The following is a 22,861-nucleotide window of genomic DNA, read 5'->3' on the forward strand; positions in this document are numbered from 1 at the left end:
TCACGCCCCCTTCTTCGCGCGGCGCTCGGTGGGCTGCGTCACCCGGTCCAGCATCAGGCCGAGGCAGACGATGGCCGCGCCGCCGACCAGGCCGGACGCCAGGTCGCCCTGCGCGATGCCGTACAGCACGTCGTAGCCGAGCGCGCCACCGCCGACCAGGCCGCCGATGACGACGACGGCGAGGACCAGGACGACCGCCTGGTTGACGGCGAGCAGCAGCGCGGGGCGGGCCAGCGGGAGCTGGACCTGGCGCAGCTGCTGCCACTTGGTCGCACCGAGGGACTTCGAGGACTCCATCGCGGCGGGGCTGACCTGACGCAGGCCCTGCGTGGTGATGCGGATGACGGCGGGCAGCGCGTACACGATGGCCGCGGCGACCGCCGGGGCACGGCCGATGCCGAACAGGGCGACGACCGGGATCAGGTACACGAACTGCGGCATCGTCTGGAAGATGTCGAGGACCGGGCGCAGCAGCCGTTCGAACCGCGCGCTGCGGGCGGTCGCGATGCCGACGGCGAAGCCGATGACCATCGTGACGGCGACCGCGGCGAGGACCTGCGAGAGCGTGTCGAGGGACTTGTCCCACACGCCGAGCACGCCGATCCCGGCCATCGCGAGGACGGCGGTGAGCGCGGTCTGCCACGTGCCGATCAGCCAGGCGAGGGCCGCGACGAGGAGCAGCAGGGACCACCAGGGCATCCACTGGAGTCCGTCGCGGACCGGGTCGAGGACCCAGGTGGTGAAGTGCGCGGCCCAGTCGGCGGTGCCGCCGACGACGGGCACGCCGGTGTAGATGTGGTCGACCATCCAGTCCTTGGCGGTGTTGACCGGCTCGACGATGTTCACCGTCCAGGTCTCCGGCCAGTCCAGGCGGTCGGCATAGCGGAAGGCGACGGCGACCACGACGGTCACCGCGGCGGCGAGGCCCCAGCCGCGCCCGCCGGTCAGCCACGGGCTGCCGCCGGTGGCGTGGTCCGCGCCGAGGCGCTCGCCCGCGGCGCTCGTGACACGGTCGAGGACCACGGCGAGCAGCACGATCGGGATGCCCGCGGCGAGGGCCGCGCCGACGTCGACGGAGCCGAGCGCCTGGTAGACGCGGTCACCGAGACCGGCGCCGCCGATCATCGAGGCGATCACGGCCATCGACAGCGCCATCATGATCGTCTGGTTGAGGCCGAGGAGGAGTTCCCTGCGGGCCAGCGGGAGGCGCGCGGAGACCAGGCGCTGGCGGGCGGTGGTGCCCAGCGAGGTCACGGCCTCCATCACGCCGCCGTCGGCGCCGCGCAGGCCGAGCGCGGTGAGGCGGGCCATGGGCGGGGCGGCGTAGATGACGGTGGCGAGGACCGCGGCGGGGACGCCGACGCCGAAGATCAGGACGGCGGGCAGCAGGTAGGAGAAGGCCGGGAGCACCTGCATGGTGTCGAGCACCGGACGCAGCAGGCGGAAGACGCGGTCGTTGAGACCGGCCGCGAGCCCCATGAGCGCGCCGAGCACGACGGAGGCGAGGACGGCGACGACCATCAGGGCCAGCGTCTGCATCGTCGGCACCCACATGCCGAGCAGGCCGCACAGGGCGAACGAGGCGGCCGTGAGGGCCGCCAGGCGTACGCCCGCGACGCGCCAGGCGATCAGCGCGGCACCGGCGACGACACCGGCCCAGCCGCCCGCGAGGAGCACCAGGTAGACGGCGCGCACCGACAGCACGATGGCGTTGCTGATGTGCCCGAAGAAGTAGGTGAACAGCCAGTGGCTGTCACGGTTGTCGATGATCCAGTCGGTGGTCTTGGCCAGCGGCTCGGACAGGTCGACGGTGAGGGCGTCCGGCCAGGCGCCGGAGGCCCACTTGGCGTTCGCGATCGGCACGAGGATCGCCGCGGCGAGGGCGAGCAGCAGGAGCTTGCCGACGACGCGGTGACGCAGGAGCGCGCCGATTCCCGTATCTCGTACGGGACTTGATGCGGTGGCGGTGGCCATCAGGCGACCACCTCGCCCGTCTCGGGGGTCGTGCCCGCGACGACGGCGAGCAGCCCGGCGTGGTCCACCACGCCCAGGCAGCGCTTGCCGTCCATCACGCGCACCGGGAAGCCGGTGCGGGCGACGGCCTCGATGGCCTCGGAGACCTTGGCGTCGGGCGCGAGGGCCGCGCCGCGGGTCTCCTCGTCGGCGTCGGCGGGGCGCATGGCGCCGCGCACGGTCATCACGTCGGCGCGGGCCACGTCACGGACGAAGTCGCGGACGTAGTCGTCGGCCGGGGAGCCGACGATCTCCTCGGGCGTGCCGAGCTGGACGACGCGGCCGTCGCGCATCAGGGCGATGCGGTCGCCGAGCTTGAGGGCCTCGCTGAGGTCGTGGGTGATGAAGACCATCGTGCGGCCCTCCTCACGGTGCAGGCGGACGACCTCTTCCTGCATGTCGCGGCGGATCAGCGGGTCGAGCGCGCTGAACGGCTCGTCGAACAGCAGGACTTCGGGGTCCACGGCGAGGGCGCGGGCCAGGCCCACGCGCTGCTGCTGACCGCCGGAGAGCTGTCCGGGCCTGCGCTGCTCAAGGCCTTCCAGGCCGACCTTCTGGACCACTTCGAGGGCCTTGGCACGGCGCTCGGCCTTGCCGACGCCCTGGATCTCCAGGCCGTAGGCGACGTTGTCGAGGACCGAGCGGTGCGGCAGCAGGCCGAAGTGCTGGAAGACCATGGCGGCGCGGTGCCGGCGCAGTTCGCGCAGGCGGGCCTTGTCCATGGCGAGGACGTCCTCGCCGTCGATGGCGAGGGTGCCGGAGGTGGGCTCGATGAGCCGGGTCAGGCAGCGTACGAGGGTGGACTTGCCGGAGCCCGACAGGCCCATGACGACGAAGACCTCGCCCTTGTTGACCTCGAAGGACACATCGCGCACGGCGGCGGTGCAGCCGGTCTGCTCGCGCAGTTCGGCCGGGCTCAGGCCGTGCAGCGAGGTGTCCTCGGGTATGCGCTCGCCCCGGGGCCCGAAGACCTTCCAGAGGTTCTTGACGGCGAAGACGGGGCGTCCCGCCGCGCTGTCGTCGGTGTCCGTGGCGGTCGTCACGGTGGCCTCGCTCATCGGCCGTCACCGCCCAGCATCTCGGCACATTTCTCCCCGACCATGAGTACTCCGATCATCGGGTTCACGGCGGGCATCGTCGGGAAGACGGATGCGTCCGCGATACGGATTCCGTTCAGGCCCCGGATCTTCAACTCCGGGTCGACCACGGCGAGTTCATCAGTGGAGGCGCCCATTCGGCAGGTGCCGGCCGGGTGGTAGACGGTGTGCGCGGCCTTGCGCACCAGTTCGCCGATCTCGGCGTCGTCGGTGACCTCGGGGCCGGGGAAGACCTCGCGCTTGAGCCACTTCTTGAACGGCTCGGCCTGCGCGACCTGCCGCGCGAGCTTGATGCCGTCGACGAGCGTCCGCCCGTCGTAGTCGCCCTCGTCCTCGAAGTACCTGAAGTCGAGCGCGGGCTTGACCTCGGGGTCGGCCGAGGTGAGGTAGAGACGGCCGCGCGCACGGGACTTGGGGATGTTCGGGGTCATCGACACACCGTGCTCGGGGCGTTCGTAGCCGAGGCGCTCCGGGTTGTCGGTGAACGGGATCTGGTAGAAGTGGAACATCAGGTCCGGGCCCTTGTGGGCCGGGTCCCGCTTCACGAACAGACCGGCGTCCGAGTCCATCGCGGAGTTACCGGGCAGCGGCCCGTTGGTCTCCCAGACGATGACCGACTCGGGGTGGTCGATGAGGTTCTCGCCGACGCCCGGCAGGTCGTGCGCGACCGGGATGCCGAGGGCTTCGAGGTCCTTCTTCGGGCCGATGCCGGAGTGCATCAGCAGGCGCGGCGTGTCGACGGCACCGGCGCAGACGAGCACCTCGCGGCGGGCGGTGAACAGCTTCTCCACGCCCTCCTTGGTGCGGATGTGGACGCCGCGGGCGGTCTTGCCGTCGAGCTCCAGCTTGGTGGCCCAGGTCTCCAGGAACAGGTGGAGGTTGGGGCGGTCGCCGGCCTCCATGTGGGGGTGGAGGTAGGCGACGGACGCGGAGGAGCGCTTGTTGTTCTCCGGGTGGTACGAGAGGTCGAAGAAGCCGACGCCCTCCTCGAAGGGCTTGTCGTTGAAGCCGACGACCTCGGGCACGCCGAGGGCGGACTTGGTGGCCTCGACCCAGTCGGTGGCGATCTGGTTCTGGTCCTTCTTGGCGACGCGCACGATGTTGTTGCGCAGCTTGCCGAAGAAGGGGTCCATGGCCGTGGCGCCCCAGCCGGTCGCGCCCGCCTCTTCCCACTCGTCCCAGTCGGACGGCAGCGGCTTGAAGGAGATCAGCGTGTTGTGCGACGAGCAGCCGCCCAGCACCTTGGCGCGGCTGTGCAGGATGTGCGAGTTGCCGCGCGGCTGCTCGGTGGTGGTGTAGCCGTAGTCGAGGTCACCCCCCAGCAGACCGAGCCACTTGCGCAGCGTCAGGACGTCCTCACGGTCGATGTCGCTCGGGCCGCCCTCGATGACGGCGACGGTGACGTCCGGGTCCTCCGTGAGACGGGACGCGATCACCGATCCTGCGGTGCCGCCACCGACGATGACGTAGTCGAACTCGGTCTGGTCAGACATGCGTGGTGCTCCTCTTCCTGCGAGGTCGTGCCAAGGTGCTTGCGCGTAATGAGCGGGGGGTGCTTGGGGGTGCTCGAACTTCCGTACGCGGCGGGGTGCTAGCCCGCGAACCAGCGGACCGGCGCGGGCGCCAGGTTCTGGTAGATGTGCTTGGACTCGCGGTACTCGGCGAGGCCGGCCGGGCCGAGCTCGCGGCCGACGCCGCTCTTGCCGAAGCCGCCCCACTCCGCCTGCGGCAGGTAGGGGTGGAAGTCGTTGATCCAGATGGTGCCGTGGCGCATCCGGCGGGCCATGCGGCGGGCGCGGCCGGAGTCGGTGGTCCACACGGCGCCCGCGAGACCGTACTCGGTGTCGTTGGCGAGGGCGACGGCCTCGTCCTCGGTGGTGAAGGTCTCCACGGTCAGGACGGGCCCGAAGACCTCCTCGCGGACGACCTTCATGCCGCGGTGGCACTGGTCGAGCACGGTCGGCTCGTAGAAGTAGCCCTCGGCGGGGCGGATCCCGCTCGGCTCGGGGCGCTTGCCGCCGGAGCGCAGGACCGCGCCCTCCTCCAGGGCGGAGGCGACGTACATCTCGGTCTTCTCGCGCTGCTGCGACGAGACGAGCGGGCCGCACTCGACGCCTTCCTCGGTGCCGCGGCCGAGCCTGATCCTCTGCGCCCTGCGGGCGAGTTCGGCGACGAAGCGCTCGCGCACCGACTCCTCGACGATGAGGCGGCCACCGGCGGAGCAGACCTGTCCGCTGTGGATGAAGGCGGCGTTCAGCGCCTGGTCGACGGCGGTGTCGAAGCCCTCCTCGGTGGCGCAGGCGTCGGCGAAGACGACGTTGGGGTTCTTGCCGCCGAGCTCCAGGGCGACCTTCTTCACGCCGAGCGCGGCGGCCTGGGCGACCTTGGTGCCGGAGACGAGGCCGCCGGTGAAGGAGACCAGGTCGACGTCGGGGTGGTCGGAGAGCCGGGCGCCGACGGTGTGGCCGGGGCCGGTGACGATGTTGGCGACACCCGCGGGAAGACCGGCCTCGACGAGCAGTTCGATGAGCGCGACCGTCGTCAGCGGAGTGACCTCACTCGGCTTGATGACGAAGGTGTTGCCCGCCGCGAGCGCCGGGGCGATCTTCCAACTGGCCTGGAGCAGCGGGTAGTTCCAGGGGGTGATCATCGTGCAGACGCCGACGGGCTCGTGCACGACGACGCTGTGGATGTCGTCGGAGCCGGCGTCGACGACCCGGCCCGCGCCCTCACCGATCACGAGGTCGGCGAAGTAGCGGAAGGCGTCGGCGACGCAGTCCACGTCGACGCGGCCCTCTTCGAGGGTCTTGCCCGCGTCGCGGCTCTCCAGGAGCCCGATCTCCTCGCGGTCGCGCACGAGCAGGTCGGCGACGCGGCGCAGGAGCGCGGCGCGCTCGGCGACCGGCGTGCCCGGCCAGGGGCCCTCGTCGAAGGCCGTGCGGGCGGCTGCGATGGCGGCGTCCGCGTCTTCCGTGGAGCCCTCGGCGATCACGGCGAACGGCTTGGCGTCCGCCGGGTCGAGGATCTCGCGGGTGGCGCCGGAGGCGGCGCTCAGCCACTCTCCGCCCACATGGATGGTCTGTTGTGCGGACACGTCCCGTTTGCCTTCCGTTCCTGTCATTCGCCCCGCCTGTCACTCGCGGTAGCCGGGTGCACCTGCCCTGAGGTGGAGAAAGCATGCGCGTTCGATGGCCGAAAGTGCGCTGTGTCACTGCGCGTGCGGGCACTCGGGGCAAAAAGTACGCTCGATGCACGGTCTGTCACCGGAGGTGACGTAATGAACGGAATGCCCCGCAAGCGGGTGACGGGGAGCGCGGTCTGCTGTGTGGCGGCCCTGCTGGCTCTCTCCTCATGTTCGTCGGACGACGGTGGAAAGGACAAGGCGAGCGGCACGAGCAGCGCCGACAGCACCACGGGCACCGGGGGCGACGGCGGCGGGGGCAACGGCGTCGAGGACATGAGCGCGCAGCAGATCTCCGACAGGGCGAAGCGGGAGCTGCTCGACGCGAAGTCGGTGCACATCGCGATGCGGGAGACGGGCGCGGACGCCTCCGCGGACGCCACGGAGGACTCGGATCCGGACTCCGACGAACCGACGTCCATGGACCTGACGCTCGACCGGGACGGCAACTGCACCGGCAGCATGAAGATGGCGAACGGCGCCTCGCTGGAGCTGGTCAAGCGCGGCGACAAGGTGTGGATGAAGCCGGACGAGACCTTCTGGAAGACCCAGGTCCCGGGCGGCGACGGCGAGGCCGCCGCCGAGATCTTCAAGAACCGCTACATCCACGGCAGCACGAAGGACGCCATGCTCAAGGATGTCGCCGAGGTCTGCGACCTCGGCGGGATCCAGCGGGACATCGAGGACGACTCCGACGACGCGAAGACGCTGGAGAAGGGCGGGCCGACGACGGTCGACGGCACCCGCGCCATCCCCCTGACCGGCACGGAGGACGGCAAGGAGACGACGCTGTACGTCGCCGCGGAGGGCAGGCCCTACCTGCTCAAGGCGGTGGAGAAGGGCGACGGCGACGACACGACGACGACCTTCTCGGACTACGACGAGCCGGTCCCGACGCAGACGCCGTCGGCGGACGAGTCGGTGGACGTGTCGAAGCTCCAGGAGCAGTTGCAGACGGTGTGAGGGCGGTCGCGGACGCCGTCGGCGCGGTCACGGACGGCTTCAGCACGCCCGCGGGCGGCATGGGTCAGGCGGCGCCGACGGGCTCCTCGTCGTACTCCGGCTCGTCCTGGGCCTGCAGCCCCGCCAGCCACAGCGGCATCAGCCAGTGCACGACGAACACGCTGAACAGGACGGGGAAGATCAGCCCCTCGGCCTCCAGGCCCATGAGCCCGGCGGCGCCGACGGCGACGGTCACGCCGAAGAGGAGCCACATCATCAGGTGCTGGGCGCGGGCCTGCACGCGGTTCTTCTCGGCGCGCTGCCGCTCGTCGAGGGCGCGGGCGCGCAGTTCGAGCAGGCCGCGGGTGGCACCGTTGATCGCGCCGGTCGCGACGAACCACGGCAGCATGATGCCGAACATCCCGTACGTCGCCCAGCGCTCGTCCCCGAGCACGGAGTAGAGCCAGCACGCGATGCCCAGCGCGGTCAGGACCATGTGGGCGACGACCACGGCGCGGCGGCGGGGCCCGGTGGCGTACAGCGGAGCGCCCTCGCGGCGATTCATGATCGCGTACATCCGCCGGTCGTAGCCGGTCATCCGCTGCTGTCCGCTGTTGCCGTCCATCACTGGTTCCTCCCGTAGACCTGATCCGTGAGCGGGCGAAACGGTTCGAGGGAGAACAGCGCCTCGACCGGCAGCTCGAAGTACTTCGCGATCTTCAGCGCGAGGTCGAGGCTCGGGTTGTACTGCCCCCGCTCGATGTAGCCGATGGTCTGGTAGTGGGCTCCCACTGCCTCGGCCAGGCTCTGGCGTGACACCTTTCGTTCGGCGCGCACCATCGCCAACCTGTTGTGCACTTGCTCGCTCATGTATAAGAAGTACTACATTCATGAGCACGGCAGCAACAGATCGAGCACGTACCAACCGGCACGAGCGAGCAGGAGAACGAGGAGAGATGTTCGGCGGCAAGCGGGAACTGATGGTGATCACCCTTCGCGACGCGGACACGGTCGCGGACGAGCTGCGCGAGGCGCTGGCGACGGCCGACCCGGCGGAGCGCCCCGGTCTGGAGCGCGCCCTGGAGGTCGTCGCGCGGACGGCGGCCACGCCGGACGCCGAGGTCCGCGGCCGCTGGGCCCTGCGGCAACTGGCCGCCGCGGGCCACACGGGCCCCGCCGACTCCGTGCACGCGGTCAAGGCCCTGCGGCAGGCGGAGCCGGGCCTGAGCCTGGTGACGGCGGTGCAGCTGTCGAAGGAGGCGGCGGCGCTGGAGGGGGCGGGCGGCGCCTGAGCGAGGGCACGGGCGGGCCCGGGCCGGGACGCCGCCGGGCACCTCAGCCCGCGCCGTCCCCCTCCCCCTCCCCGTCCCGCGTCAGCAGATCCCGCGCGCACCCCCGCAGCCACGCGTGCGCCGGATCGGCGTCGTGCCGGGGGTGCCAGGCCATGCCCAGCGGAAGCAGCGGCAGCTCCAGGGGGATCTCGAAGGTGACCAGGCCGAGGGATTCCGCCAGGGGGCAGGCCCAGGAGGCGGCCAGGCCCACCAGGTCCGTGCTGAGCAGGACGAAGACGGACGACGAGAACGTCGCCACGCTGCCCACCACCCGCCGGTTCAGGCCGAGTTCGGCGAGGGCGCCGTCCACGGGACCGGCGAGGCGCCCCCTGCGCGAGACGGTCAGATGGTCCGCCGCGGCGAACCGACGGGGCGTCAACTTGCCTTTGAGCAGCGGGTGTCCGGCCCGCGCGAGGCCGAGCATCCGGTCGTCGCGGAAGTGCTCCACGCGCACCTCGGGCGCCGTCGAGTCGATGACGCCGAGCTCCAGGTCGGCGTCGCCGTGCCGGAGCACGGGCGTGTCCACATGGCTCTCGCCGAGGAAGCGGAGGCGCACGCCGGGGGCCTCGGCGGCGGCGCGGGCGAAGAGCGCGGGGCCGTAGGCGGCGGCGAACGCGTCGGAGCCGAGGATCGAGAACGTACGGGAGACTGTGCGCAGGTCGACCGCGCCGGGCCCGGCGAAGAGCGCGCGGGCCCGCTCCACCACCGCGCTCACCTCGGCCCGCAGCGCCAGCGCGTGCGGCGTCGGCACCATCTGCCGGCCCGCCCGCACGAGGACCGGGTCGCCGAGCGCCTTGCGGATGCGGCCGAGGGTGCGGCTCATCGCGGGTTCGGACAGGTGCAGCCGGCGGGCGGCCCCGGACACGCTCTGCTCCTCCAGCAGGACGTCGAGGGCCTGGAGCAGATTGAGGTCGAGCCCGCCGGGACCGGCGGGTCCCGCGGCGGCGGCTCCGGATTGCGTCACACGCATTCATCCCCTGCAAAAGATGCACTGGAAAGCAAGTCAGGACCGAGCCTACGGTGACAGGGCATCCCACGCCACGACGCTCCCCGGGAGGAGCCTTGTCCTCGCCTGCCCTGAACCCGCCGCAGTCGCCCGACTCCCCGACGCCGCCCGTGCGGCCGGAACCTTCCGCGACCGCCCCGCCCCCCGGGCCCTCCGCACCGGCGAAGCCGCCGCTGAAGCGCTCGACCCTCCTCGCCCTCTGCGCCTGCGTCCTGGCCGCACAGGGCATGGTCGCCGCCATCAACCTCCTTGTCCCGCAGCTGAGTTCGTCGGGGCTGCACCTCTCGTCCAGCGAACTCCTCTGGACGGTCGACGCGTACGTCATCGTCTTCGCGGGGCTCCTCATCCCGGCCGGCGCGCTCGGCGACCGGTACGGCCGCAAGGGCGCGCTGCTCTGCGGACTCGGCCTCTTCGCGGCGGGCGCGGCCGTCAGCGCCCTGGCCACCGCGCCCGCCGTCCTGATCGCCGGGCGCGGTGTCTCCGGTGCGGGCGCCGCGCTGGTCATGCCCGCGACCATGTCGATCCTGATGCGCGTCGCGCGGCCGGAGGACCGGCCGCGCGCCGTCGCCTCCTGGACGCTCGCCGCGGGGCTCGGCGGGCTCGCGGGCAACGTCGGCGGCGGACTCGTCGGCCAGTACCTGTCCTGGCGCGCGCTGTTCTGGGTGATGGTGCCGCTCGCCGCGCTGCTCGCCCTCGCGGTGGCCCGTACGGCTCCCCGTACGGACAAGGAGACCGGCGCCTCGGCGCCCGCCCTCGACCCCCTGGGCACGCTCCTGCTCACCGGCGGTCTGCTCGCGCTGCTCTTCGGCATCATCGAGAGCCCGCTGTACGGCTGGACGTCGGCGCGCATCCTGGCCGCCTTCGCCACGGGTCTTGCGCTCGTCGGGCTCTTCGCCGCGCACGCCCTGCGCTCGCGCGCGCCGCTCTTCGACCCGCGCGTCTTCGCCTCGCCCCGGCTGCGCGCAGCGACCCTCGGCACGGCCGTGAGCTTCTTCGGCCTCTTCTCGCTCTTCTACGTCAACTCGCAGTACCTGCAGTACGAGAAGGGGTACGGCGCCGCACGCGCGGGCCTCGCCATCATCCCGCTGACGATCGGCATGGTGGTGGTGCCCAGGTTCGCCGCACGCTGGTCACGAAGCCCCCGGCCGCTGGCGGGCGGCGGCCTGCTCCTGATCGGCCTGGGCCTGCTGGGCGCGTCCACCGCCGACGCGGGGACGCCCTACGCGGTCTACGCCTGCTGGCTGCTGACCATCTCGGCGGGCACCGGCCTGTGCATGCCCACGCTGACGCTCAGCGTCGTCGGCTCGCTCCCGCCCCTCCAGGCGGGCCTCGGCTCCGGGCTCAGCACCTCGGCACGGGAGGTCGGCGCCGCGCTGGGCGTGGCCGTCACCGGCACGGTGCTCGCCGGGCACGCCTCGGACGGCTTCGCCGACGGCATGACGGCGGCACTGCGGATCGTGGCCCTCGTGGTGATCGCCGCGGCGGCGCTGGTGGCGCTCGGCTACGGCAGGCCGCGGCCCCGCGCATGAGGGCCGCACACGAGAAAGCCCCCGGCGACCGCCGGGGGCTTTCTCGTACATCACTGCATCTGAGGCATCAGATGAGGCCGAGACCGCGCACGGCCTCGCGCTCCTCGGCGAGCTCCTGCACCGAGGCGTCGATGCGGGCGCGCGAGAACTCGTTGATCTCCAGGCCCTGGACGATCTCGTACGTGCCGTCCTTGGTGGTGACGGGGAAGGAGGAGATGAGCCCCTCCGGAACGCCGTACGAACCGTCCGAGGGGATGCCCATGGAGGTCCAGTCGCCCTCGGCGGTGCCGTTGACCCACGTGTGGACGTGGTCGATGGCGGCGTTGGCGGCGGAGGCGGCCGACGAGGCGCCACGGGCCTCGATGATCGCGGCACCGCGCTTGGCGACGGTCGGGATGAAGGTGTCGGCGAGCCAGGCCTGGTCGCCCACGACCTCGGCGGCGTTCTTGCCGGCGATCTCCGCGTGGAAGATGTCGGGGTACTGGGTGGCGGAGTGGTTGCCCCAGATGGTGAGCCGCTTGATGTCGGCGACCGACGTGCCCGTCTTCTTGGCCAGCTGCGACAGGGCGCGGTTGTGGTCGAGGCGGGTCATCGCGGTGAAGCGCTCGGCCGGTACGTCCGGGGCGGCGGCCTGCGCGATGAGCGCGTTGGTGTTGGCGGGGTTGCCCACCACGAGCACCTTGATGTCGTCGGCGGCGTGGTCGTTGATGGCCTTGCCCTGCGGCTTGAAGATGCCGCCGTTGGCCTCCAGGAGGTCACCGCGCTCCATGCCCTTGGTGCGGGGGCGGGCGCCGACGAGGAGGGCCACGTTCGCGCCGTCGAAGGCGACGTTCGGGTCGTCGCTGATCTCGATCGAGTTCAGCAGCGGGAAGGCGCAGTCGTCGAGCTCCATGGCGGTGCCCTCGGCGGCCTTCAGCGCCGGCGTGATCTCAAGAAGGCGCAGGTTGACCGGCACGTCCGCGCCGAGCAGGTGGCCCGAGGCGATGCGGAAGAGCAGCGCGTAGCCGATCTGGCCGGCCGCGCCGGTGACGGTGACATTCACGGGAGTGCGGGTCATGGCGATCTCCGTAAGACAGCTGGCGGTGGGGGTCCCTGTCCCTCGGATCCCCTATTTCCTGGATCCCCGCCGACGCCGCCTCGATTCTCGATCGCCTCTCGATGATCGATCTCTTGGCATCAAGAGAGATCCGCCGTCAGGCTATCGCGCCCCGGCTGTGCCTGGCTCCCGGGTGGGTGTGGCCCGGCCCACAGCGTGTTCCCCGGGGCGGCCGCCACCTCGGGAGAGGGAGTGTGGCGGCCGCCTGTGGGGGTGTGACCACTCCCGTGGGGGTACCGTGCGCTTGCCCTCCGGGGGACAGGTCATTCCCCCTCCCCCACGACTTTCTGCCCCGCCCCCCTCAACGCCCCCTCCGGACCGGACGTTTCCCCCTCACCCCCTGAACGGGCCCGCGCTCCCCCGCGCCGGGCCTGGGGCCCCCTTGACCACCACCCGGCACGGTCCGGCTGCGCCGGGGCTTGAGCCACACTCATCGCCCCCCGGCACCGTGAGCTGCCCCGCCTGCACCGGGGCGGGAGCCTCCTCTATCGCTGCCCGGCACCGGGGGCTGTGCCCACCCGTTCCGCCTTGCGGAACGCCTGCCCACAGCGGGAGCGGCCAGTTCGCCACCGCGCCGTCGCCCACAGCGGGGACGGCCGGTCTGCTGCCCACCGGGCGCGGCGCGGGCGCATCGGCCCCCACCGGGCCGCACGCGCCCGACCGGCCCGAGGGGACGTGGGGGTATGTGCGAACGGAGCACCGAGCACACGTTGGCGTCTTTGGACTTGGGGCGCGGCGCAGGGATGGCGAGTACGCACATACCCCCGCGGCCCCGCCCCCGAGACGAAGCGAGCGCGGACCGGCAGACGCCAACGCAGCCCCGCCCCACAGACGAAGCAACCGCGCAGACCTGTTCAAGCGCAGGCGCCTACTGACCCGTGCAGCCCGTCTGCCCCGTCGTCAGGGTCGCGCAGGCCTTGGAGGACGTGCCGGTCTTGGACGGGACCATCGGCGTGTACGCGTCGAAGTCCTCGTTCACCGTGCCCTTCTGCTTCGCCCCCGCGCCCCCACCGGACCCCGTGATCGTCACCTCGTCCCCCGGCGTCGCCTGCGTGATCCGCGCCCACGCGGCCCCGCACGCCTTGCTGTACCGCACCTCGACCAGCGTCTTGCCGATCGTGGCCCGCGAGGTCGTCTTCGCGAGCTCCCCGCCGCAGCCCATGGTCTCGGGGTCCTTGCCCGCGCAGTCCGCGCCGCCGCACTCGACCCCGGCCGGCAGGTCGGAGTCGCTCGCGCTCGGCGTCGGCGACGGCTTCGCCTCGTCGGAGCCCTTGTCGTCCCCGCCGAACCCGGTCAGGAAGACCGCCGCCGCGATGACGACGAGCGCACCGACCACCCCCGCGAGGAACATCGTCAGCTTCCGGCGCCGCCGCTGCCCGTCGGGCGATCCCCCGCCCGACGGCGGCGCCCCGGCCACGCCCAGCCCGCCACCGCCACCGCCACCGTCGAAGGCGGACGCCGAGACATCACCGTACGCACCCTGCGGAGGCACCGTCGGCACCATTCCGGCCACCCCGGCCGGCCCGGCGACCCCGGTCGCCCGCCCCGCCGCACCGGCCCCCGCGGAGCCGTTGCGCGGGACGCTCCCGCCGCCCCCCTTGGCCGGCTGGGGGGACGTCGGCGCCGGCTTGGCGGACTTGGCGGAACCCGGAGGATTCGGACCCAACTCCCCCAGCGCCGCCCGCGCCTGGGAGATCCGGATCGCCTGCATCGTCATGTCGTGCCGCATCTCGGAGCGGCTCCACGCCCGCTCCGCGAGCTCCCACATGGTGATGAGGTGCACGGGCTGCGTCCCCGTCACCTCCGCGAGCGCGACGATCGCGCCCTTGGGCGCGAGCAGCCGACCGTTCAGATAGCGCTCCCAGGACGTCTTGCTGTACCCGGTCCTGTCCGAGACCGCCGCGATGCTGAGACCACTGCGGTCGACGAGCCTGCGCAGCTGGCTGGCGAACTCCCTGACCTCCGGATCGAGCTCGTCCGGTAGCGCCTTCCAACGTGGCATTGCTCCCCCTATCCCCCCGTACGTGCCTGTCCAGCCCCCGCACCGACCCGCGCGCTCCCCGCTCCTGGGCTACCCAGAGGGATGCGCGGAGCCAGGATGTCAGTTCCCGCTGTGGGGGCGCACGGGAGCATTCGGGCCACCGGCGCGCACCGTCACACTCCCCGAGCCCCGTCGGTCAGGACCGCGGTCCTGACCCGCCGTCCGCGACCCAGTGTCCCACCGGTGTCCCGCCCCGCGACGCGGAACCCCAGGCAGCGGCCCGGGACGTCCCAAACCGTCCCGCTTGCGGGAGTTGGCCCTTTTTCGGCGGTGCGTGACACGGAAACATCGAGGGCAGTCAGCGCACCACTAGGGGGATCACATGCGCAACACCCAGGGCCGCTCGAAAAGGCTTCTGATGACGGCCGTGGCCGTGACGGCGGGGGCGGGCCTCGCGCTCGGCGGCACCGCGTCGCTCGCCCAGGCCACCGGACCCCACGTCGTCGACGGCAAGGGCGCCGCGTACAACGACTGGGGCGACGAGGGCGACCTCTCGCGCTGGAGCCACGCGGACAGCAACGCCACGCGGCTGTGGCAGACCGTCCTGTACGCGGACGGGGCGAAGTGGAAGGACTCCAACGGCCAGCGGCACGCCTTCAAGCTGTCGGACATCGACGGCCGCTTCGGCAAGCGCACCGAGTCGGCCACCAAGTACTGGCAGCACAACGAGGACCTGGAGGACGTCGACGGCATCGCGGGCAAGGAGACCTTCGGGGCCGCGGACGACTTCCTCGACGGGCCGAACGGCAGCGGCGGCTGGATCACGTACAGCGGCTACAGCCGCGACGTGACGTTCAAGCGGCTGGACGGCACGTACTACGTGAAGGTCTACGGCCAGTGGAAGAAGGCCGCGTACGACTGGCGCAGCTGAGCACCGCACACACCGAGGGGACCGCCACCGACCGGCGGTCCCCTCGGCACGTCCGGGCCCGGCTCCCCCGGGCCCGCCCCCTCAGCCCATCCCGACCCCCCGCGCGAGGATCCACAGCAGTCCGACGAGCAGCAGCGCGGCGAGGGCGAGCGCGCCGCAGGCGACCCCGCGCCAGGACGGGGCGTGCCACCGCCGGCCGCGCACGGCACCCGGCACCGCAGAGAAGTCGATCGGCTCCCACCACGGGACGGTCGGCTCCTCGCCGCGCGGCCACCCTCCGTCGGCCGGCGCCCGGTCCACCGCCACGGCGGCCGGCGCCTCGCCGCCCTCCGCCGCCGCCCCGCCCCGCGGCCACGCCCGCACCGCCAGCTCCCAGCGCGCGCCGAAGCGTTCGGCGTCGACGCCCGCCACCCGGCACAGCGCGGCGACCGCCTGGCGGGGCGGGGGCTGCTGGGCGTTGAGATAGCGCTGCCAGGACGACTTGCTGTACGCGGTCCGCTGGCCGAGCGCGGCCAGGCTGAGCCCCGTGCGGTCCTTGAGCAGCCGCAGCTGCTCCACGAAGTGCCGTACCTCCGGGGGAAGGTCCCCAGGAAGCGGCTGCCAGCCACCAGCACCCATGGCCCACCCCCGAGCCTCGCCCACTCCGCCCCGGCGGGCCACGCCCGCTTGGCCCAAGTGACGGCCGCCCGACACCGTTTGGTTCCTGCCGGCTCCGGCGGGCGGCACCGCACGCCCCGGACGGCCGCGTCACAGGCTTCGGAGCAGGCTCGTTGCACGCCCCGAACACCTTTGCGGAATGGTCACCTCCGTGCCACAGGGGCCTGGCATCCCTTGAACGGGCCGGGCGGGTCGATGACTCTGGATCTCGAGCAGAACGCACCGCTTACATCGGTGGATTCCAGCAGGAAGCGCGCTCCCCAGAACGGCGGCGCCCGTCCTCCCACGGGGGAGAGGACGGGCGCCGTCTCGCGTGCGGGGACGCACCCGACGGGCCCCCGGGGCCTCCGCGGAGTCACCTACCGAAGCACTCGCGGGCCCCTCCGCCCGCAGGCACCAGGCACACCCGCGCCCCGGCGGGACCGTGCGCCGCCGCCGTCATCCGGGTCGCCAGATAGCGCCGGGCGTCCCGCGCGTCGGACGCCGCGACCGCCTTGCGGGCCGCGCCCGGCAGCGTCAGCTCGACCCGGTCGCCGGGGCGCAGCCCCCGGGCCCGTACCCACACCGCGCGGCAGGCCGTGCCGTGGCGCAGTTCGACGCGGCGCGCCGGCGCGAAGTCCCGCGCGGCGAGCGAGGCCACCTGCCCCTGACCGCCGCAGCCCATCCGCACGGGGTCCTCGCCCTCGCAGGCCCGTCCGACGCAGCGCGGCTCGTACGGCGCGGGCGTGGTCGCCCGCGCCGTGCCCGGCCCGCCCCGCGCCCCGTCCCCCGCGCCGAGCCCCGCCACGACCGCGAGGCCCGCGAGCACGGCCGCCGCGGCGGCCCCCACGACGAGCGCGGCGCCCCTGCGCCGCCGCTCCGCCGGACCGGCCGTCCCCTGACGAGCGGTCCCGTCCGCCGCGTCGGGCGCGGGAACCACCGCCACCCCGCCCCGCGCGGCCCGCCCGCTCCACGCCGCGTCCGCCAGTTCCCACAGGGCGAGCGACCGCCCCGGCTCCTCCCCCGCCAGGGCGCACAGCGCGACGACCGCCTGCCGCGGCGCGGGCTTCTTGCCGTTGAGGTACCGCTCCCAGGACGACTTGCTGTACGGCGTGCGCAGCGCGAGCGCCGCCAGGCTGAGCCCGGTCCGCTCCCGCAACTCCCGCAGCTGTGCGCTCAGTTGTCCGCACTCGGGCGGCGCGGCCGCCTTCGTCTCCCCCTCCGACACGCTCACTTGCGCAACTCCCCCCAGGTGTCGGGCCCCACGATCCCGTCGTCGACCAGTCCGCGCGCCCGCTGGAAGCGCGTGACCGCCTTCTTCGTGCCCTCTCCGTACGCGCCGTCGACCGCGCCCGCCCCGAACCCCGCCCGCTTCAGCAGGCATTGGGCCTCCACGACCTCCCACCCGCTGCCGCCCCGGTCGAGCAGCGCCTCGCGGGTCAGGCTGTGGCCGGCGTACCGGGCGCCGTCCTCCCGGCCGTCCGCGCAGTCGTACGTACGCCCCTTCTCGTACGCGTAGACGCCCCGCCCCCGCTCCTGCCCGCCCCACCACGCGCCTCCGGCGAGCAGCCCGGCGCCGAACGCCACCGCCACCGCCAGCGCGGCCCCGGCGACCGCGAACCGCAGCGGCACGAGCCTCGGCCGCCGTTCCGGGGCCGGGTCCGGGTCCGGATCCGGGTCCAGGGCCGGGCCCCCGTCCGGGTCCGCCGGCGGGGCGGTTGCGCCGGTGGTCCCTGCGGACGCCGTCACCACCTCGTGCAGCACCAGGAGCCGCGTCGGGTCCGCCCCGCACACCCGCGTCAGCTCCACGACGGCCTCGCGCGGCACGGACAGCTTTCCGTTGAGATAGCGCTCCCAGGAGGAGCGGCTGTACGAGGTCCTGGCGGCGAGCGAGGCCAGGCCGAGACCGCTGTGGTCCTTCAACCGGCGGAGCTGGACGACGAGTTGCCGTTCGCGCTCCGTCAGCGAGGCGGGAAGTTCCTTCCAACGCGCCATGTTCGTCCCCCTTTCCTCCCACGATGACGGACGCCCCGCCGCCGGTTCCCCGGCACCCGCGGCGCCGTCCCACGAACGCGTCGTCACACCGGACGTCCCCGCAGGTCAGGGCGTGGGACGTCCCCGAAAGAGCGACTTCGGCCCTGTCTTGTGGCCATCGGTGCGGACGGCTCGGCAGAGTCGGTGGGGCAACGGCACGAACCTCACGAAGGGAACCCGGACATGAAGTACGGCAAGCGCCTCGCCGGCGGCCTCATCGCCGCATCCGCCCTCCTCGGCACCGGCCTCGCGGCGGCCCCCGCGGCCTCCGCCGTGGAGGTCCAGGGCACGGCACCGGCCTGCGTCAAGCGGGACGTCATCAAGCACAAGAAGTACGTGAAGGTGACCAACCTCTGCGGCCAGGCCATGCACCTGAAGGTCGTCATCGACTGGGGCGGCGACTCGCCGTGCCTCACGTACCAGCACGGCGAGCAGTGGGAGTGGAACTGGGGCCGCGGCTCCTACGGCAAGGTCGTCACCTGCTGAGTCCCTCCGTGGGCACGTGGTCCGTCCGCCCCGGGGGAGCGGACGGGCCCCGGCCCGCGCCCGGGCGCCCGGCCCCGCCGCCGCGCGCTCAGGCGCCCGGACCGCCCGCGCCGGGCGTCACGAGCCCCGTCTCGTACGCCACCACGACCGCCTGCGCCCTGCTGTCCAGGTCGAGCTTGCTCATCGTGCGGTTGAGGTGCGTCTTGACGGTGGCCTCGCTGATGTAGAGCCGCTCGGCGATGTCCGCGTTGGTCAGGCCGCGCGCGATCAGCTTCAGGACCTCGACCTCGCGCAGCGTCAGCACCCCGAGGTCGGGCGGCGGGCTGCCGCCGTCCGCGCCGGGCCCCGCCGTCTGGCGCGCGAACGCCTCGACCAGGCGCCGCGTCACGCTCGGCGCGAAGAGCGCGTCACCGCCGCCGACCGCGGCCACCGCGGCAAGCAGCCGCTCCGGCCCCGAGTCCTTGAGCAGGAACCCCGACGCGCCGGCCCGCAGCGCCCCGTACACGTACTCGTCGAGGTCGAAGGTGGTGAGCACCAGGACGCGCGGCGCCGGATCGGCGGCCTGCTCCAGGATCTTCGCGGTGGCCGTGATGCCGTTCATGCCGGGCATCCGGATGTCCATCAGGACGACGTCGGGCCGGGTCCGCGCGGCCAGCTCCACGGCCTCGTCGCCGTCGCCCGCCTCGCCCACCACCTCGATGCCCGGCGCGGCGCGCAGCAGTCCGACCAATCCCGCACGAATGAGGAATTGGTCGTCGACGACGAGCACTTTGATGCACGTGGTCATCCGGTCATTCCGTTGCGTCGTCCCCCCGCGCCGCGGCCCGCGCCGAGGTCGGCAGGGTGAGACGCACCGCGAATCCCCCCTCGCTCAGCGGGCCGATGCTGATCGTCCCGCCGTAGAGCTTGGCCCGCTCCCGCATCCCAAGCAAGCCATGCCCGCTGCCGGTCTTCACTCTGGCCGGATTCACCCCCTTTCCGTCGTCGGTGACGGAGACCTCGATGTGCCCGGCGCGGTAGGCGAGTTCGACCTCGGCCGCGGCTCCGTGGGCATGCTTGAGGACGTTGGTCAGCGCTTCCTGCACCACGCGGTAGGCGCAGAGCTCCACGCCGGGCGCGAGCGGCCGGGGCGTACCGGTGACGCGCAGTGCGACGGGGGCTCCCCCGGCGCGCACCCGCTCGACCATCTCGTCCAGGCGGGCGAGCCCCGGCATCGGCGCCGCGGGGGCCTCGCCCTCCGGCCCGCCGTCCTCGGCCCGCAGCACCCGCAGCATGCGGCGCAGTTCCTCCAGGGCCTCACCGCTGGTGCCCGCGATGGTGCCGAGCGCGCTGCGCGCCGTGGCCGGGTCGGTGCCGAAGACGAACGTCGCGAGGCCCGCCTGCACGGAGATCACCGACATGTGGTGGGCGACCACGTCGTGCAGTTCGCGCGCGATGCGGCCGCGCTCCTCGGCGACCTCGCGCCGGGCCCGCTCGTCCTGCTCGCGCTTCAACTGCCGCGCCAGTTCGGCCGATCGGCGCGCCACGTACCCGAAGCGCAGGATGACCAGGGAGAAGCCGGCGGCCTGGCCGACGACGGACGCCATCACGGCCTGCTCGCTGATCGCGCCCGCGTAGATCCACACGGCGGTCATCAGACCGGCGCAGGCCAGCGAGGTGCGCAGGGGTCTGAGGGAGGCGACGGTGTAGAGCATGAGCATGGGGCCGAAGGTGCACACCACGGGCCAGTAGCCCGCGGTGACGTACGCGATCCAGGCGAGGTGCACGACGATCAGCACGGTCAGCGGGGCCTTGCTCCGCGCCACGACGGGCACGTTGACCAGTGCCAGCAACGCGTAGCCCACGGAGTCGAGTTCCGGCCAGCCCTGCGCCGCCGACTCCTCCCCGAGCAGCACGGCCACCGTGGTCAGGGCGACCGCGATGAGCACGTCGACGATGAGGGGGCGGATCCGCATCGCCGCAGCGTAACCCGCGTATGGGCGGCGGAACGTCAACCAGCCGCGGTACCGCGGAAGTTGTAGGAACCGCGCGACTACGGCGCCGGGAGCAGACGAAGGTCAACCCTGAGTGCGACGACACGTTCCGCTTCGGGCCGTAGCGTCGTGCACCGGACTGGGCCATCGCCATCGGGGGAGGCAACGGGGGGAACCTGGTCCGTACGACGGTGGCCCGTCCTCAGGTGTGAGGACGGGCCACCGTCGTGAGTCGTGCCGGTCCGGACCGGCGGCGCGCTCGATCGCGAAGTGCGGCATGCGGTTTGCGGCGTGCCACCTGCTGCCTGCTGCCTGCTGCGTACCGCGTGCGCTAGATCGTGTAGTGGAGCGTGTCGTCCAGGAACGGGATCTCCAGCCACGGATTGGGCTGCGCCATCATCGCCAGGAGGGCGATCGCCAGGCCGAGTGCCCCATATGTGACCATGTCCGTGAACCGCGAACGGACCGCCAGCATCCCCACGTCCGGCAGCGCCCAGCGCAGCACGGCGCCGCCGATGAGGGCGAGGCCGATCAGCAGCGTGCCGACGCGGAACACGTCCAGCGCGGTGAGCAGCAGCCCGAGCCCGACCAGCCCGACGACGCCGAGCAGCGGCCACTGCCGGGCCGGGGCGGGGGCGTCGCCGGGCGCGGCGCGGCCGCCGCCCTCGGGCCGCGCGGTGTCGCGCGTGAACAGCGGGAAGCGGCGCGACACCTTCCGCGGCCGTCCGTCGGGCCCCGGCGCGCTGACCGCGCCCTTGGCCACGGGAGGCTCGGGGGTGCGCTCCGGGTCAGGTCCTGCGCTCATGGGCTCGGCCCCTTTCCGGTTCAGCCCGCGGAGCGTTCCGCGGCCTCGACGACGTTCACCAGGAGCTGGGCGCGGGTCATGGGGCCGACGCCGCCCGGGTTCGGGGAGATCCAGCCCGCGACCTCGGCGACGCCCGGGTGGACATCGCCGACGATCTTGCCGCTCGCGTCGCGGGAGACGCCGACGTCCAGGACCGCGGCGCCCGGCTTCACGTCCTCGGGCCTGATCAGGTGCGGCACGCCCGCGGCGGCGACGATGATGTCGGCCCGCTTCAGGTGCGCGGCGAGGTCGCGGGTGCCGGTGTGGCACTGCGTGACCGTGGCGTTCTCGGACTTGCGGGTGAGCAGCAGCGGCATCGGCCGGCCGATGGTCACGCCGCGGCCGACGACGACGACCTCGGCGCCCTTGATCTCGACGCCGTGCTGGCGCAGCAGCGTGATGATGCCGAACGGGGTGCAGGGCAGCGGCGCGGGCTCGTTGAGGACGAGGCGGCCGAGGTTCATCGGGTGCAGGCCGTCGGCGTCCTTGGCCGGGTCCATCAGCTCCAGGATGCGGTTCTCGTCGATGCCCTTGGGCAGCGGGAGCTGGACGATGTACCCGGTGCACTCCGGGTCCTCGTTGAGCTCGCGGACGACCGCCTCGATCTCTTCCTGGGTGGCGGTGGCGGGCAGTTCGCGCTGGATCGAGGCGATGCCGACCTGCGCGCAGTCGCGGTGCTTGCCCGCGACGTACTTCTGGCTGCCCGGGTCGTCGCCGACCAGGACGGTACCGAGTCCGGGCGTGACGCCCTTCTCCTTCAGGGCCGCCACGCGGGCGGTCAGTTCGGACTTGATCGCGGCTGCGGTGGCCTTGCCATCGAGAATCTGGGCGGTCATGACCCCATCTTCCCGGATGAGGCCCGCCCGGTACCAATCAGGGCACTCCCGCGGCCCACCAGCCCGTTCAGGAGGTTGCACTTGCACAACACATAGGGAATGCGGCTGGACAAATAAGCCATGCCTAAAGAACGATATGCGGCACAGTGCCGCGGGCAGTGTCGGGGGGACGGACCGCATCTGTAGAACTTCCTCCGTGATGTGCCGCGTCGTCCCCGCACTACCCGACGGAGGAAGACCGCCATGAGTTACGGCGACCCGAACAACCCCTACGGGCAGCCGCCCCAGCAGCCCCCGGCCGCTCCCGGGTACGGCTACCCCCAGCAGGGCCCGCCCGGCGTCCCGCCGCAGCAGGCCTACGGCTACCCGCAGCAGCCGGCCTACCCCGGTTACCCGGGCGGCAACATGATGCAGCAGTCGATGCCGGGTCTCCTGATGACCGCGCGGGTCTTCCTGTTCCTGATCTCGTCGGTGCAGATCCTGTTCGCGATCATTTACCTGTACGTCGCGGCCGTCGCCAATGACGTCTCCGACAGCGCCGACGACTTCGGCCTCGGCGGCGTGGGCGACGGCGGCGACGCCGTGGCCGGGATCGCCGTGGTCGCCGCCCTGATAGCCGCCGGCCTCGCGACCCTGTCGATCACGCTCGGCGTCAAGTTCGGCCGCGGCGGCCAGGGCATTCGGATCACCACCGTCGTGTACGGCGCCCTCGGCGGCATCGTCGGCCTGATCGCCCTCTTCGTCGGCCTCGACTCCGGTCTCGCGACCGCGATCATCGGCCCGCTGATCTGGGTCGTCTTCGCCGTCATCATCACGATCGCCCCGGTCGTCCCCAGCGGCACCGCCTGGTTCAACCGGCCGCGCTACTGAGCGGCTTGGGCCTCTCGCGGCACGCAGACGGCGGTGGCCGTGTCCTTCCCCCGGGCCAGCCGGAAGACACCGGGG

General features: G+C 72.7%; 22 protein-coding genes. 6 read left to right on the plus strand and 16 right to left on the minus strand.

What is annotated here, in order from left to right; genetic code table 11:
- The 4 genes from AB0L89_RS14385 to AB0L89_RS14400 all read right to left on the minus strand — a co-directional run bounded on the left by AB0L89_RS14385 (position 1) and on the right by AB0L89_RS14400 (position 6,231).
- Entirely contained in the window at positions 1-1,974 is a 1,974-nt protein-coding gene (locus AB0L89_RS14385; RefSeq protein WP_365139659.1) for an ABC transporter permease subunit, read from the minus strand.
- On the minus strand, positions 1,974-3,071 hold the full coding sequence (locus AB0L89_RS14390) for a glycine betaine/L-proline ABC transporter ATP-binding protein (protein WP_365139662.1): 1,098 nt from the start codon (positions 3,069-3,071) through the stop codon (positions 1,974-1,976). Before AB0L89_RS14390 ends, AB0L89_RS14385 begins: the two co-directional genes overlap by 1 nt.
- Positions 3,068-4,603, minus strand: coding sequence for a GMC oxidoreductase (locus AB0L89_RS14395; RefSeq protein WP_365139665.1), 1,536 nt, complete (start codon positions 4,601-4,603; stop codon positions 3,068-3,070). Before AB0L89_RS14395 ends, AB0L89_RS14390 begins: the two co-directional genes overlap by 4 nt.
- A gap of 98 nt (positions 4,604-4,701) precedes the next feature.
- The gene (locus AB0L89_RS14400) at positions 4,702-6,231 is read right to left on the minus strand and encodes an aldehyde dehydrogenase family protein (protein WP_365139668.1); all 1,530 of its coding nucleotides are present in this window, start codon (positions 6,229-6,231) and stop codon (positions 4,702-4,704) included.
- A 156-nt stretch (positions 6,232-6,387) separates the two neighbouring features.
- Here AB0L89_RS14400 and AB0L89_RS14405 point away from each other — a divergent pair, with 156 nt between their 5' ends.
- Entirely contained in the window at positions 6,388-7,254 is an 867-nt protein-coding gene (locus AB0L89_RS14405) for a hypothetical protein (RefSeq protein ID WP_365139671.1), read from the plus strand.
- 64 nt (positions 7,255-7,318) lie between these two features.
- Here AB0L89_RS14405 and AB0L89_RS14410 read toward each other — a convergent pair whose 3' ends face one another.
- Both AB0L89_RS14410 and AB0L89_RS14415 read right to left on the minus strand, forming a co-directional pair.
- Positions 7,319-7,858: a hypothetical protein gene (locus AB0L89_RS14410; protein ID WP_365139674.1), complete on the minus strand. Its 540-nt coding sequence runs from the start codon at positions 7,856-7,858 to the stop codon at positions 7,319-7,321.
- Positions 7,858-8,103 carry a helix-turn-helix transcriptional regulator gene (locus tag AB0L89_RS14415; protein ID WP_055699457.1) on the minus strand — a complete coding sequence of 82 codons (246 nt, stop codon included), beginning with the start codon at positions 8,101-8,103 and terminating at the stop codon, positions 7,858-7,860. Before AB0L89_RS14415 ends, AB0L89_RS14410 begins: the two co-directional genes overlap by 1 nt.
- An 86-nt stretch (positions 8,104-8,189) precedes the next feature.
- Here AB0L89_RS14415 and AB0L89_RS14420 point away from each other — a divergent pair, with 86 nt between their 5' ends.
- On the plus strand, positions 8,190-8,525 hold the full coding sequence (locus AB0L89_RS14420) for a hypothetical protein (protein WP_365139678.1): 336 nt from the start codon (positions 8,190-8,192) through the stop codon (positions 8,523-8,525).
- A 43-nt stretch (positions 8,526-8,568) separates the two neighbouring features.
- Here the strand turns inward: AB0L89_RS14420 and AB0L89_RS14425 are convergent, their stop codons facing one another.
- Positions 8,569-9,534 carry a LysR family transcriptional regulator gene (locus AB0L89_RS14425; protein WP_365139681.1) on the minus strand — a complete coding sequence of 322 codons (966 nt, stop codon included), beginning with the start codon at positions 9,532-9,534 and terminating at the stop codon, positions 8,569-8,571.
- 209 nt (positions 9,535-9,743) lie between these two features.
- Between AB0L89_RS14425 and AB0L89_RS14430 the strand changes: the two genes are divergently transcribed.
- A complete protein-coding gene (locus AB0L89_RS14430; RefSeq protein WP_365139866.1) occupies positions 9,744-11,099 on the plus strand; it encodes an MFS transporter in 1,356 nt (451 codons plus the stop codon).
- 67 nt (positions 11,100-11,166) lie between these two features.
- On the opposite strand, the gene AB0L89_RS14435 is transcribed toward AB0L89_RS14430, so the two are convergent.
- Both AB0L89_RS14435 and AB0L89_RS14440 read right to left on the minus strand, forming a co-directional pair.
- The gene (locus tag AB0L89_RS14435) at positions 11,167-12,156 is read right to left on the minus strand and encodes a malate dehydrogenase (protein ID WP_365139684.1); all 990 of its coding nucleotides are present in this window, start codon (positions 12,154-12,156) and stop codon (positions 11,167-11,169) included.
- Between the two features lie 907 nt (positions 12,157-13,063).
- Positions 13,064-14,197, minus strand: a complete 1,134-nt coding sequence (locus tag AB0L89_RS14440; RefSeq protein ID WP_365139687.1) for a DUF2690 domain-containing protein — start codon at positions 14,195-14,197, stop codon at positions 13,064-13,066.
- Between the two features lie 361 nt (positions 14,198-14,558).
- Between AB0L89_RS14440 and AB0L89_RS14445 the strand changes: the two genes are divergently transcribed.
- Positions 14,559-15,107, plus strand: coding sequence for a peptidoglycan-binding domain-containing protein (locus tag AB0L89_RS14445; RefSeq protein ID WP_365139690.1), 549 nt, complete (start codon positions 14,559-14,561; stop codon positions 15,105-15,107).
- 81 nt (positions 15,108-15,188) lie between these two features.
- Here AB0L89_RS14445 and AB0L89_RS14450 read toward each other — a convergent pair whose 3' ends face one another.
- The 3 genes from AB0L89_RS14450 to AB0L89_RS14460 all read right to left on the minus strand — a co-directional run bounded on the left by AB0L89_RS14450 (position 15,189) and on the right by AB0L89_RS14460 (position 17,738).
- Positions 15,189-15,725 carry a helix-turn-helix transcriptional regulator gene (locus AB0L89_RS14450; protein WP_365139693.1) on the minus strand — a complete coding sequence of 179 codons (537 nt, stop codon included), beginning with the start codon at positions 15,723-15,725 and terminating at the stop codon, positions 15,189-15,191.
- 394 nt (positions 15,726-16,119) lie between these two features.
- Positions 16,120-16,977, minus strand: coding sequence for a helix-turn-helix domain-containing protein (locus tag AB0L89_RS14455; protein ID WP_365139696.1), 858 nt, complete (start codon positions 16,975-16,977; stop codon positions 16,120-16,122).
- The gene (locus tag AB0L89_RS14460; protein ID WP_365139699.1) at positions 16,974-17,738 is read right to left on the minus strand and encodes a peptidoglycan-binding protein; all 765 of its coding nucleotides are present in this window, start codon (positions 17,736-17,738) and stop codon (positions 16,974-16,976) included. Before AB0L89_RS14460 ends, AB0L89_RS14455 begins: the two co-directional genes overlap by 4 nt.
- A 222-nt stretch (positions 17,739-17,960) precedes the next feature.
- Here AB0L89_RS14460 and AB0L89_RS14465 point away from each other — a divergent pair, with 222 nt between their 5' ends.
- A complete protein-coding gene (locus AB0L89_RS14465; RefSeq protein WP_365139702.1) occupies positions 17,961-18,263 on the plus strand; it encodes a hypothetical protein in 303 nt (100 codons plus the stop codon).
- A gap of 88 nt (positions 18,264-18,351) precedes the next feature.
- On the opposite strand, the gene AB0L89_RS14470 is transcribed toward AB0L89_RS14465, so the two are convergent.
- The 4 genes from AB0L89_RS14470 to AB0L89_RS14485 all read right to left on the minus strand — a co-directional run bounded on the left by AB0L89_RS14470 (position 18,352) and on the right by AB0L89_RS14485 (position 21,916).
- Positions 18,352-19,050, minus strand: a complete 699-nt coding sequence (locus AB0L89_RS14470; RefSeq protein WP_365139705.1) for a response regulator transcription factor — start codon at positions 19,048-19,050, stop codon at positions 18,352-18,354.
- A gap of 4 nt (positions 19,051-19,054) precedes the next feature.
- Entirely contained in the window at positions 19,055-20,218 is a 1,164-nt protein-coding gene (locus tag AB0L89_RS14475; protein WP_365139708.1) for a sensor histidine kinase, read from the minus strand.
- A 349-nt stretch (positions 20,219-20,567) separates the two neighbouring features.
- A complete protein-coding gene (locus AB0L89_RS14480; RefSeq protein ID WP_365139711.1) occupies positions 20,568-21,041 on the minus strand; it encodes a DUF3017 domain-containing protein in 474 nt (157 codons plus the stop codon).
- Between the two features lie 20 nt (positions 21,042-21,061).
- A complete protein-coding gene (locus tag AB0L89_RS14485; protein WP_365139714.1) occupies positions 21,062-21,916 on the minus strand; it encodes a bifunctional methylenetetrahydrofolate dehydrogenase/methenyltetrahydrofolate cyclohydrolase in 855 nt (284 codons plus the stop codon).
- Between the two features lie 243 nt (positions 21,917-22,159).
- Here AB0L89_RS14485 and AB0L89_RS14490 point away from each other — a divergent pair, with 243 nt between their 5' ends.
- Positions 22,160-22,786: a hypothetical protein gene (locus tag AB0L89_RS14490; protein ID WP_365139717.1), complete on the plus strand. Its 627-nt coding sequence runs from the start codon at positions 22,160-22,162 to the stop codon at positions 22,784-22,786.
- Positions 22,787-22,861: the final 75 nt, after the last annotated feature.

Origin of the sequence: Streptomyces sp. NPDC052114 (assembly GCF_040680155.1) — a bacterium.
Lineage (GTDB): Bacteria > Actinomycetota > Actinomycetes > Streptomycetales > Streptomycetaceae > Streptomyces.